General features: G+C 65.5%; 13 protein-coding genes. 3 read left to right on the plus strand and 10 right to left on the minus strand.

The window, feature by feature from the left end:
- The 4 genes from JO236_RS07965 to JO236_RS07980 all read right to left on the minus strand — a co-directional run.
- Positions 1-998, minus strand: a 998-nt coding sequence (locus JO236_RS07965) for a ribonucleotide reductase N-terminal alpha domain-containing protein (RefSeq protein ID WP_293327020.1), incomplete at its 3' end; no start/stop codon positions are given.
- Positions 968-1,414, minus strand: a complete 447-nt coding sequence (gene nrdI / locus JO236_RS07970; protein WP_293327022.1) for a class Ib ribonucleoside-diphosphate reductase assembly flavoprotein NrdI — start codon at positions 1,412-1,414, stop codon at positions 968-970. The genes nrdI and JO236_RS07965, both read right to left, overlap by 31 nt.
- A 28-nt stretch (positions 1,415-1,442) precedes the next feature.
- Positions 1,443-1,682: a redoxin NrdH gene (locus tag JO236_RS07975; RefSeq protein WP_293327024.1), complete on the minus strand. Its 240-nt coding sequence runs from the start codon at positions 1,680-1,682 to the stop codon at positions 1,443-1,445.
- A gap of 499 nt (positions 1,683-2,181) precedes the next feature.
- Entirely contained in the window at positions 2,182-2,739 is a 558-nt protein-coding gene (locus JO236_RS07980) for an NAD(P)H-dependent oxidoreductase (protein WP_293327026.1), read from the minus strand.
- Between the two features lie 90 nt (positions 2,740-2,829).
- On the opposite strand from JO236_RS07980, the gene JO236_RS07985 reads away from it, so the two are divergent.
- Both JO236_RS07985 and JO236_RS07990 read left to right on the plus strand, forming a co-directional pair.
- Positions 2,830-3,426, plus strand: a complete 597-nt coding sequence (locus tag JO236_RS07985; protein ID WP_293327028.1) for a TetR/AcrR family transcriptional regulator — start codon at positions 2,830-2,832, stop codon at positions 3,424-3,426.
- A gap of 9 nt (positions 3,427-3,435) precedes the next feature.
- Positions 3,436-4,470 carry a DNA polymerase IV gene (locus tag JO236_RS07990; protein ID WP_293327031.1) on the plus strand — a complete coding sequence of 345 codons (1,035 nt, stop codon included), beginning with the start codon at positions 3,436-3,438 and terminating at the stop codon, positions 4,468-4,470.
- Here the strand turns inward: JO236_RS07990 and JO236_RS07995 are convergent.
- Together JO236_RS07995 and JO236_RS08000 are read right to left on the minus strand one after the other, a co-directional pair.
- Positions 4,399-5,334 (minus strand): SDR family oxidoreductase, encoded by a 936-nt coding sequence (locus JO236_RS07995; RefSeq protein WP_293327033.1) that lies wholly within the window; start codon positions 5,332-5,334, stop codon positions 4,399-4,401. The two genes, JO236_RS07990 and JO236_RS07995, sit on opposite strands and share 72 nt — an antisense overlap.
- A 26-nt stretch (positions 5,335-5,360) precedes the next feature.
- The gene (locus JO236_RS08000) at positions 5,361-6,011 is read right to left on the minus strand and encodes a TetR/AcrR family transcriptional regulator (protein ID WP_416362186.1); all 651 of its coding nucleotides are present in this window, start codon (positions 6,009-6,011) and stop codon (positions 5,361-5,363) included.
- A 105-nt stretch (positions 6,012-6,116) separates the two neighbouring features.
- Here JO236_RS08000 and JO236_RS08005 point away from each other — a divergent pair, with 105 nt between their 5' ends.
- A complete protein-coding gene (locus JO236_RS08005) occupies positions 6,117-7,607 on the plus strand; it encodes a cytochrome P450 (protein ID WP_293327037.1) in 1,491 nt (496 codons plus the stop codon).
- 63 nt (positions 7,608-7,670) lie between these two features.
- On the opposite strand, the gene JO236_RS08010 is transcribed toward JO236_RS08005, so the two are convergent.
- The 4 genes from JO236_RS08010 to JO236_RS08025 all read right to left on the minus strand — a co-directional run bounded on the left by JO236_RS08010 (position 7,671) and on the right by JO236_RS08025 (position 11,830).
- On the minus strand, positions 7,671-8,165 hold the full coding sequence (locus tag JO236_RS08010) for a homocitrate synthase (protein ID WP_293327039.1): 495 nt from the start codon (positions 8,163-8,165) through the stop codon (positions 7,671-7,673).
- Positions 8,166-8,376: 211 nt separating this feature from the next.
- A complete protein-coding gene (locus JO236_RS08015; protein WP_293327041.1) occupies positions 8,377-9,246 on the minus strand; it encodes an MEDS domain-containing protein in 870 nt (289 codons plus the stop codon).
- A gap of 29 nt (positions 9,247-9,275) precedes the next feature.
- Positions 9,276-10,247, minus strand: a complete 972-nt coding sequence (locus tag JO236_RS08020; protein ID WP_293327082.1) for a sensor histidine kinase — start codon at positions 10,245-10,247, stop codon at positions 9,276-9,278.
- A 140-nt stretch (positions 10,248-10,387) separates the two neighbouring features.
- Positions 10,388-11,830 carry a FadR/GntR family transcriptional regulator gene (locus JO236_RS08025; RefSeq protein WP_293327043.1) on the minus strand — a complete coding sequence of 481 codons (1,443 nt, stop codon included), beginning with the start codon at positions 11,828-11,830 and terminating at the stop codon, positions 10,388-10,390.
- Positions 11,831-11,836 lie beyond the last annotated feature (6 nt).

Genomic DNA, 11,836 nt, shown 5'->3' on the forward strand with positions numbered 1-11,836 from the left:
AAGGCCACGCCGTAGACCCGTTCGACGTCATAGGGCGAGAACAGGTACATGTCGTCGTTGCGCTTGGCCAGCTCGAAGGTGATGTCGGGGATCACCACGCCCAGGCTCAGCGTCTTGATGCGGATCTTCTCGTCGGCGTTTTCCCGCTTGGTATCCAGGAAGCGGCAGATGTCGGGGTGATGTGCGTTGAGGTACACCGCGCCGGCGCCCTGGCGCGCACCCAGCTGGTTGGCGTAGGAGAAGGAATCCTCGAGCAGCTTCATGATCGGGATGACGCCCGACGACTGGTTCTCGATGTTCTTGATCGGCGCGCCGTGCTCGCGAATGTTGCTCAGCAGCAAGGCAACTCCCCCGCCGCGCTTGGACAGCTGCAGCGCGGAGTTGATCGACCGCCCGATCGACTCCATGTTGTCCTCGATGCGAAGCAGAAAACAGCTCACTGGCTCCCCGCGCTGTTTCTTACCGGAGTTGAGAAACGTCGGCGTGGCCGGCTGGAACCGGCCTTCGATGATCTCGTCGACCAGCTTCTCGGCCAGTGCGGTGTCGCCGGCGGCCAGCGTCAAAGCGACCATGACGACCCGGTCCTCGAAGCGCTCCAGGTAACGCTTCCCGTCGAACGTCTTCAGTGTGTAGGAGGTGTAGTACTTGAACGCGCCCAGGAACGTCGGGAACCGGAACTTCTTGGCGTAGGCACGGTCCAGCAGCGTCTTGACGAAGTTGCGCGAGTACTGGTCGAGAACCTCACGCTCGTAGTAGTTCTCCCGGATCAGGTAGTCCAGCTTCTCGTCCTGATTGTGGAAGAACACGGTGTTCAGGTTGACGTGCTGCAGGAAGTACTGGTGGGCGGCTTCCCGGTCTTTTTCGAACTGAATGTTGCCGTTCGCGTCGTACAGGTTGAGCATCGCGTTCAGCGCGTGGTAGTCCAGCTCCCCGTGGCCCCCACCAGCGTGGGCGTGTGTGCCAGCGGTTACAGGCTCTGCAGTGACGGTTGGTGGCACGTCAGTTCCTTCCAGAATTCAGCAAGACCCGCGCGGACGGACTCCACGTCGTCCGGGGTTCCCATCAGCTCGAAGCGGTAGAGGTACGGCACGCCGCACTTGCGGGAGACCACGTTGCCCGCGTAGGCGAACTCGGCGCCGAAGTTATTGTTGCCCGCGGCGATGACGCCGCGGATCAGCGAGCGGTTGTGCTCGTTGTTCAAAAAGGCGATGACCTGTTTGGGGACGTAGCCACCGTCGTTTATGTCCGGAGTGGCCCGCCCACCGCCGTAGGTCGGCAGCACCAGCACGTACGGCTCGTCGACCTCGATGCGGCCATGCAGCGGTATCCGTGTGGCGGGAACACCCAGCTTCTGCACGAAGCGGTGGGTGTTCTCCGACACGGAAGAGAAATAGACCAGGCTGCGCGACTGCACCGCAACCTCCTTGCCTCTCGTCTGTCCGCTAGGCGCTGAGCGCGGGCTCGGCGAGCGCCTTGATGCGGTCGGGCCGGAATCCCGACCAGTGGTCGGCCCCCGCCACCACGACGGGAGCCTGCAGGTAGCCCAGCGCCATCACGTAGTCGCGGGCTTCGGCATCCAGGCTGATGTCGACCTTCTGGTAAGCGATGCCCTGCTTGTCGAGCGCCTTGTAGGTGGCGACGCACTGCACGCACGCGGGCTTGCTGTAGACGGTGATGCTCATGGGGCGTACCGCTCCTTTGCGGAAGAGGGGACTGTACACGACTGGCAACGACTTTGGTGGTACATCTGCGCTGTGTTTCAGCGCTCCGACGAGCCCCCAGATTCCCGTCCTGCGGCCACCGTTTCGAGCCGGCATGGTTCGAAACGGGCGGGCGATTTCGGGGAGTTCATCAAGCTCCGTTGGCCTGCTGGAACGTGGTGAACCTGGGATCTGCCGGTGCTCGAAACACTACACCTAGGGGGTGGCAAGGAGAAGAGATACAAGATGTTCTGAATAACAATTTTGAAATTCCCAGGTCGTAAGCGTGCTTTGGCACACACGTCGGCGTGTCGCACATCACAGGATCCGACCCGAACAGGTAAGGGGTGTACATGCGGTCCGGTATAGCAGCAGCCACCGACAAATCCGGTGCCGCTGGCGGCCGGATCACTCGCCAGCAAAGGCGCCGGCTACCACAGGCTGGCGTGCCGGCTCACCGCGTGGTGCAGGCCACCGCCGGTCAGCTGACCTCTGCGGCGAGCTTGCCGACGACCTCACGCACATTCTCCGCGAGCTCGGCGTTGTCCGCGGGAGCCTTGCCCCCTAGGGTCCGGAACGGCACGGACAGCTTGATCGTGTCGACCACGCGCGCACCGGCGATACCGAACGTCTTGCGCGCTTCGTCGTGTGCCCACACACCGCCGTATTGCCCCATCGACCCGCCGATGACCGCCAACGGCTTGTCCTTTAACGCGCCGTTGCCGAAGGGACGCGACAGCCAGTCAGCGGCGTTCTTCACCACCGCGGGAATGCTGCCGTTGTACTCCGGGGTCACCACCAGCGCGGCGTCCGCGTCGGCCGCCGCTGCGCGAAGCGCGGCGACAGGGGCCAGCTCCGCGGCGTCCGGATTCATCGCGTCGTCGATGTCCTCGTTGTAGAACGGCAGCTTGTCCAGCCCGTCGAACAGGGTGACCGTGACGCCATCCGGAGCCGTCTCGGCCGCCAGCTCAGCGATCTGGCGGTTGATCGATGCCGCACGCAGACTACCTACCATTGCCAAGATCTTGATCGCAGCCACTTTGGCGTTCCCTTCGCTTGCTGGTCTACATCCTTTCACGGCTGAACCGGACTATAGTCCGTTTTATTCCGGCCGCGTTAAAGTGCAAAGGTGAGCGAGTTGCCCCTGTCCGCTCCACGAGACCTCGTGCAGGAACGCAGTGACGCCGCGCGCAATCGCGCGCTGTTACTGCAGGCGGCACGTGAGCTGGTCAACCAGCGCGGCGCCGACGCGGTCACGATGGACCACATCGCCGCGGCCGCCGGCGTCGGCAAGGGCACTCTGTTTCGCAGGTTCGGCAGTCGGGCCGGTCTGATGACGGTGCTGCTCGACGAAGACGAAAGGGCCAGTCAGCAGGCGTTCTTGTTCGGTCCGCCGCCGCTGGGACCCGACGCGCCACCGCTGGATCGACTGGTCGCCTTCGGACGGGAGCGAATCCGCTTCGTCCACACCCACCATGAGCTCCTCTCGGCCGCCAACCGCGATCCACACGCCCGCCACGTCGGTGCGGCCGCAGTGCAGCGCACGCATGTGCGGGTGCTGCTGGCCTCGGCGCACACCACCGGCGATGTGGATATCCAGACCGACGCACTGTTGGCGCTGCTCGACGCCGACTACGTCGAGCATCAACTGACCGAAGGTGGCCACACCCAGCAGTCGCTCGGCGACGCGTGGGCGAGCCTGGCGCGCAAGCTGTGTGGACGATGATGGGCCCGGATGCCTGACCGCTGGATCCTGCATGTCGACCTCGACCAGTTCCTGGCGTCGGTCGAACTGCGCCGCCACCCGGAACTGGCCGGTTTGCCGGTCATCGTCGGCGGCAGCGGCGACCCGACCGAACCCCGCAAAGTCGTCACCTGTGCGTCCTATGCGGCCCGCGAATTCGGCGTACACGCGGGCATGCCGCTGCGGAACGCCGCCCGCCGCTGCCCCGACGCGACCTTCCTGCCATCCGATCCGGCCGCCTACGACGAAGCGTCGGATCAGGTGATGGGGTTGTTACGCGACCTCGACCACCCGGTCGAGGTGTGGGGCTGGGACGAGGCGTATGTCGGGCTCGCGGGCGACGATTCGGTCGACCCGGTCGGGGTGGCCGAACAGATCCGCACGGTGATCCTGTCGGAAACCGGGCTGTCGTGCTCGGTCGGCATCAGCGACAACAAGCAGCGCGCCAAGGTCGCCACCGGCTTCGCCAAGCCGGCCGGGATCTTCACCCTGACCGATGAAAACTGGATGGACCTGATGGCCGACCGCGCCGTCGATGCGCTTTGGGGAATTGGCCCCAAGACGGCCAAAAAGCTTGCGGCGCTGGACATTAACACGATCTGGCAGTTGGCACACAGCGACGCCGAACTGCTGACGTCCGCGTTCGGCCCGCGCACCGGGCTGTGGCTGCTGCTACTCGGCAAGGGTGGCGGAGACACCGAAGTCAGCGCCGAGCCCTGGGTGCCGCGCTCGCGCAGTCACGTCGTCACCTTTCCGCGCGATCTCACCGACCGAGCCGACATGGATCTGGCGCTAACCGAATTGGCGCAGCGAGCTTTGGATGACGTGGTGGCGGCAGCCCGGATCGTGACCCGCGTGGCGGTTACCGTGCGCACGGCGACCTTCTATACCCGTACCAAAATCCGCAAGCTGGCCGCACCCACCACCGACGCCGACGTCATCAAGGGCGCCGCGCTACAGATCCTGGACCTGTTCGAGCTGGATCGGCCGGTTCGGCTGCTCGGGGTGCGACTGGAGTTGGCGTGAGGGCGGCCCGGGCCGCAGCGCACGCGTGAAGAACACGTTCACTTGGCGCATCGCCACGCTGTAGGGCCACCACGCCAACCGCTTGAAGGCATACAGTGCCCGGATGTCGGGCGACGTATAGACCAGGTACCTGTTCTTGGCGACGCCGGCCAAGATCTTCTCGGCGGCCTTCTCCGGCGACACGGCGTGACCGCTGAAGCGGTCTACCCAGCGCGCGACTTTCGGATCTTCGCGGTCAACGCCCGCGATTTCCACGGTGTTGACCAGTGGCGTCTGCACCGCGCCGGGCACCACCACCGACACCCCGATGCGATGGCGAGCCAGGTCGAAGCGCAACACCTCGGACAGCCCGCGCAGCCCGTACTTGCTGGCGCTGTAGGCCGCATGCCAGGGCAGCGCGACCAGCCCGGCGGCCGAGGACACATTGACCAGATGCCCGCCGCGACCGGCGGCCACCATCGGCGGCACGAACGCCTCGATGACGTGAATAGGACCCATCAGGTTGATTGAGACCATCCTGCTCCACTGGTCATGCGTGAGCCGGTCGACGGTCCCCCAGGCCGACACACCGGCGATGTTCATCACCACGTCCATGCTCGGGTGCCCGGCATGGATGTCAGTGGCAAAGCCGGCCACCTGGTCGTAGTCGGCGACATCCAACGCCCGATGCTCGGGCACCTGCGCACCCAGCGCCCGCGCGTCGGACACCGTTTGCGCAAGGCCGTCGGCGTCGCGGTCCGTCAGGTACAGCTCGGCGCCCAGGGCGGCAAGCCGCAGCGCGGTGGCCCGGCCGATACCGCTGGCCGCACCGGTGATGAAGCACCGTTTCCCCGTGAAGTGCCGTTCGGATGCTCTGTGCGCCATAGGCGCGACGATACCGGCGGTATCGACTACGTCCTCGGTGCGCCGCCCCAGAGCGCGTTGAGCCACATCCGCTCAAGCACGTGCACCCGCCGATCCAGGTTGCCTTCGCGGCCGACCAGGATCGGATCACTGGTCAGCATCAGCGCCGTGGTGCCCGCCAGGGTACGCACCAGCGTCGGAATGTCGTCGCTGATGGGACGCGCCGTCCCGGCCTTTACCTCGGCCTCGACGATGGAGACGATCTGGCGGACCACCGCCGAGAACTGCCGCTCGATGATGTCGCGGATCTCAACGTCGTGGTAGCGAGCCGCATTACACGCGGTCATCACCGGATCGTTGTGCGCGTACACGGCGGCGGCGCTGCCGACCATGCGCTTGGCGAACTGCTCGGGCGACTCACCCTGCTGTCGCGGGGCGAAAAACTGGGTGAGTTCTTCCAGCTCTTCGGCGGCCTCGGCCAGGATCTGCGCCAGCACGGAGTACTTGGAGTCGAAATAGAAGTAGAAACCGGATCGCGCCACACCGGCCCGCGTGCTGATGGCGCTCACCGACAGCTCCGCGAAGGGCCGTTCCTCGACGAGTTCGCGCACCGCCTGCAGGATCGCCTGCCGCTGCCGGTCACCACGCCGTTGCAGCGCCGGCGGGGCCTGCTCCGGGTTGACGGCGGGGCTACTCACCACTCGACCATGCCTCACGTCGCTACAAATGAAAACTTGACAGGCGTCAACTTTATCCGAAGGATAGTTGCCAGTGACGGCCGCCACAACCGGTAAGGAGCGTCGATGCCGACGAACCAGGCGACGATAAGCACCCCGGCGTACCTTCTTGACCAGGCCAAACGACGGTTCACCCCGTCGTTCAACAACTTTCCTGGCATGGGCCTGGTCGAGCACAAGCTGCGCAACACCCAGTTTCCGGAGAGCAAGCTCGCCGACCCGCCGCCGGGCAGCGGCCTCAAACCGGTTCTGGGCGACGCGGGTCTGCCGATCCTCGGGCACATCATCGAGATGTTGCGCGGCGGCCCGGACTACCTGATGTTCCTGTACCAGACCAAGGGCCAGCTGGTGTTCGCGGATTCGAAGTACCTGCCGGGCGTGGCCGCGCTGGGCCCGGATGCCACGCAGGTCGTCTACTCCAACCGCAACAAGGACTTCTCACAGCAGGGCTGGGTGCCGGTGATCGGACCGTTCTTCCGCCGCGGCCTGATGCTGCTGGACTTCGAAGAGCACATGTTCCACCGGCGGATCATGCAGGAGGCGTTCATCCGCTCCCGGTTGATCGGCTACGTCGAACAGATGGACACGGTGGTGTCGCAGGTGATCGCCGACGACTGGGTGACCAACGACGCACGCTTCCTGCTGTATCCGGCGATGAAAAAGCTGACGCTCGACATCGCCTCGATGGTGTTCATGGGGCATGAGCCCGGCACCGACCACCAGCTCGTCACCAAGGTGAACAAGGCCTTCACGACGACGACACGCGCGGGCAATGCCGTCATCCGCGCCAGTGTGCCGCCGTTTACCTGGTGGCGCGGCCTCAAGGCGCGCGAGCTGCTGGAGAGCTACTTCGCCGCCCGGGTCGAGGAGCGCCGCGGCAAGCAGGGCAATGACCTGTTGACGGTGTTGTGCCACACCGAAGACGAGGACGGCAACCGGTTCTCCGACGAGGACATCGTCAACCACATGATCTTCCTGATGATGGCCGCGCACGACACGTCGACGTCGACGGCCACGACCATGGCCTACCAGCTCGCGGGCCACCCCGAGTGGCAGGAACGCTGCCGCGACGAGTCCGACCGCCTGGGTGACGGGCCGGTGGAGATCGAAGCGCTGGAAAAGCTGGAGTCGCTGGACCTGGTGATGAACGAGTCCATCCGGTTGGTGACGCCCGTCCAGTGGGCGATGCGGCGCACGGTGCGCGACACCGAGCTGCTGGGTCACTACCTACCCGAGGGCACCAACGTCATCGCTTATCCCGGGATGAATCACCGCCTGCCGGAATTGTGGACGGACCCCATGAAATTCGACCCGGACCGGTTCACCGAGCCGCGCAACGAGCACAAAAGGCACCGTTATGCGTTCACGCCGTTCGGCGGTGGGGCACACAAGTGCATCGGAATGGTGTTCGGCCAGTTGGAGATCAAGACGATCCTGCACCGGCTGTTGCGCCGCTACCGCCTCGAGCTCCCGCGGCCTGGTTACCAATGCCGTTGGGATTACGGGGGCATGCCCGTCCCGATGGACGGAATGCCGATAATCCTGCGTCCGCTTTAAATTCCGGCACCCCGCGCCAGCAGGCGGAAAAGCCCCTGAACACCCCGCGTGCCGTGACTGCAGTCAGTTCAGCAGGCGGTTGGCGCACGCGATCACCGCGCGCAACGCCGAGTGGGTGGGATCGTCCGCCCAGCCCATACCCCACTCGGCGCGCGTCCCATCCGAGCCGCAGATGAAAGTGGCGGTCCACCGGCCAGAGCGCATCTGATGGAACTTCAACGTCTCCAGGGTGATCCCGCGGTCGTGCAGCATCGCGGTCAGGGCGGCGATCGGCCCGCTGGCGGTGGCGGTCGACGTGCACATCCGGTCGCCGACGGCAATCATCGCCCGGAAATTGCGGGCCTGCGGACCCAGCCGCCCCGCCGGCCGTTCGGCATCGGTGCACGCCCAGTGCCTGAGCCGCAGCGGCCCAGCCGTGTGACTGTAGGTCGCGACGAAACCCTCCCATGACATCTCCCCGGCCTGTTCTCGCAAGCCGAGCGGAAGCGCGGTGCCGAACCGGTCGCCGAACGCGTTTGCCGCACTGGTTGGGACGGGATTCAAAGAAAAGGAGAGCATCGTGTCGGTCTTCTCTGGTCAGCGGAAGCGACCGACGGTAGTAGCTTGTCGACCCACAGCGGGGGGTCGGTCTCGGATCAGACCCCGCTGCGGGTACTGGCTACTACGGCACGCTGCGAAAGACGCACGAGCGGTGACGTTAGACCCAACCGTGGCGGCGACGCAAATTCTTTATACCGTCGCGCGAGCCGTGCGGCGGGGAGCAGGCAGGTCAGTCCCGCTGGCCATCAGCGGAGGGTGACTCCACCCGCACGTTGGTCAGATCAAGCACGCCGGCCAACCGGGCCGGAATGCGTTGGCCGGTGCGCAAAACGATGTCGCGGGAATAGGTGCGTGCGTACTGATCGAGGGTGCGGAGTTGGCGCTGGCTGATGAATTCCAAACCCTGGGCGTCGATCACCACGTTGTCGTCGACCTTTGCTTCGGTCGCCGGCGACCAGGTGCGGCGCAGGGCGGTGGCGAACAGCTCGGTGCTCGCGGCGTCGATTTCGCCGGACAACGCAAAGTCGGCTTCAGGCTTGGCGTAGATCCGAAAGCTGGATGAGCCCTCACTGACGAACGGGTGCAAGCAGAGAAACTCGGCGGCGTGCTCGCCCAGCTCGGCGAGGTCGTAGCCACACAACGTCGACGCCGGTCGCGCCGCCAACTGGCGGTCGATCAGAAATTCGAACCGCGCCGCGGCGTCCCGTTGCTCTCGCCGGCGCGACACCGGCGTGGCGTCGACGACGACGCGCAGTCCTGTGTAGCCGCTGTCGATGGCACTTTCGACCGCTTTTACCCGCGCGTGCACGGTCGACTCGGGGTCCACCACGTCGGTGCCGGGGCGGAATCGGTAGTACTCCGACCATGGCGTCACGCAGATGCGGCTCAGGACGGAGACGCCGAGCCGGTCGCGAATCCCCGACATGTCGGCCAACTCGGCCCGAAGCGCCTCGCGGCTGCCCTCGCCGACGTACTCGATGGACTGATTCTCGTCGAGCCCGTCGGCGATGTACTCGGCGGCACGGACCGCGAATTCAGCACGATTGCGATAACCCCAACCCACATGACCAAACGGGACCAGCGCCGAAGCGGACGCCACCACACCTTCTTGGCGCCCAGGCGCGCGGCTCATCCGCTCGGTCCGCGCGAGGGTTCCATCCGCAGGTACGCCTGGATGGTCGTGCCGGATGCGGTGGTATGGGTGCGCACCAGGTCGGCCATGGCGTTGACCAGAAACAGCCCGCGGCTGGCTGTGCCGTCCGCACCGGGGTGCCGACGCCCGACCAACGGGTCATCAAACCGCCCTTTGTCGCGCGCCTCACACACCACGTGCTCATTATGCCGCCAGAAGGCCAGCTGACAGGCACCTTCGGTGTACTCCAGGCTATTGGTTGCCAACTCGGTAGCGATCAGTTGCAACTCTTCGACATTATCGCGGGACAGCCCCGCCCAGCCCGCGTAGTCGACGGCGAAGGACCGCGCGGGACGCAGGTCCGAGCTGGTCATCACCGTGTAGGTCATTGCCCGTGGATTCGGGGGCAGAGGCTGGTTGCATCGGGCCAGCACGGCGTCCGGTGCGTACTCGGCGCTGCGATACACCGATCCGCACTTCCACAGCAACGGGTGGGTGGCGCGGGCGGCGTCGAGGACGTCGTCGTCGAGCCCGCTCGCGTCGTACAGGCACAAACCCATCACGTCGTGCTGTTCCAGCGCCTCGTTGACCAGCGCCTCGTGCTGCACGCAGGCCAGACTTTCGTCGACGGTACGACCGGGCCAGACGAGTTGGCTGACGATGCGGACCCGCTGATCAGGATATTTCTCCGCGAAGGAAGCCTCCAAGGCCAGAAAACGGCTCGGATTGCGGGCGACCTCGGAGCTGTCGAACAACTGCAGCTCGGTCCCATTGCTCGGACGAATCTCGTTCAGGGACTCGCGCAGCAGTGCAAGCGTCTCCCCGGGGACGGCTACCATGACGGGTTCGTCGCTCGCCAGACCGTCGATCACGAACCGCACAACGAAACCGAGGTACTCGCGCGGCGAGCGATACAGCAGCGCGGAATGAACGAAACATCGCTGCTCGGTATCCATGCACGTAGTCATCTCCGCGGCCCCCGCTTCGATCCTGCCGGCACCCTCGCTGACCGGTCCTTTCTCGGGTATCCACATACCCCACAGAAGCGTTCGTTATACGTGTGGCCCATAACAATCACGACAATGACGTCGATCGGGGACCGGCTCCACTAGAGCCACCAGGACGCCGCGGCATCGAGGTGACGACGGATGCGGTAGCGGGCCAGACTCTCGTCTCCGGTGCGGATCGCGTCGAGAATCCGTAGGTGGGCATGCTCGACGGCGACGACGTCGGTCCAGCTCGGCAACGCCTGCTCGGTGCTGGACCAGTGGCGCCGAAACAGCTCGACGATGATCCGCAGGAACAGGTCCAGCACCGCATTGCCCGCCAGTTGCGCCAATCCGAGGTGGAAGCAAAACTCTTCCGCCGCCGCCTTGCGCATGTCGTCGGTTGCCCCGTCGAAGAACAGCCCCCGCGTGTCGAGGAACGTCGCTACCGCGGGATCCAAGCGGCGTCTGACGACCTTGGCGGCGTTGTCGATCTCGATGGCGTCCCGCACGCAACGCAAGTCTTCGCGGCTGGGCCGGCGGTACTGCAGGTAGAGCGCAATGGTGTCGATGCTGGCCTGCGCCTGGGGTTCGGTGACGACCAACCCACCGCCGGGGCCTCGTCGCATTCGCGCGACCGAGTGATATTCGAGCAGCCGAACCGCTTCCCGCAGCACCGAGCGGCTCACCCGGTAGCGCTCCAGCAACGCCGACTCGTTTCCGAAGACCGAGCCGACCTGCCAGCCGCTGGTCGCGATGTCGTCGCCGATGGTCGCCGCCAACACCTCGGCGAGTTTGGCGCGGGGCGCCTCGGGGGTGAGCCGGTGCGAATGCGTCGCCCGCCCCGCAGTGCCCCCGGCGGCCCGATGCTTCTGCAACCACACGGTTACCGCTTCGACGTGTCGTTCGCTGAGCGTCTTCGCGCGCGCCGAATCCCCGGAGGTGACCGCAGCGACGATGTCGGAGTGGTCGCTGTGCACGTGATCGATTGCCTCGATTGCCGCGCTGGCGGAATCCGTGCGCGACGCCCGGGCGTAACGCCGGGTGAGCCTCATCAAGACATCGATAAACAGTTGCAAGACAGGGTTTTTCGACTGTTCGGCCAAGGCGAGGTGAAATTCGTCGTGTGGCGGCGCAAGACCCGAGCGTTGCTCCGCGAGCAGCACCGCCCGCAGTCGGCTGATGCCGGATTCGTCGATATGTTCTGCGGCGAGGGCAGCCGCCAGCGGCTCGAGCACAAGGCGCGCGTTGAGCAGTTCCTCGATCGTGGTGCCCAGGTACTCCAGATAGATGACGACGGCGCGTGTCGCGGGTCCGGCATCGGGCTCACAGATGAGCAGCCCGCCGTTGGGTCCGCGCCGCATTCGCGCAACCTGATGGTGTTCGACGAGACGCACGGCCTCCCGCAACACCGATCGGCTCACCCCATAGCGCTTTTGCAGAGCCTGTTCCGACCCCAGCGAGTCGCCGACGGTCCAGCCGCGGCGAACGATGTCCGCCTCGATACGGCGGGCCACCTTGGCAGCTCGTTTGTCCGGGCGGCCGGCAGCGGGCGCGGTGCTCATGTGAGG

This window comes from Mycobacterium sp., assembly GCF_019247635.1.
Taxonomy (GTDB): domain Bacteria; phylum Actinomycetota; class Actinomycetes; order Mycobacteriales; family Mycobacteriaceae; genus Mycobacterium.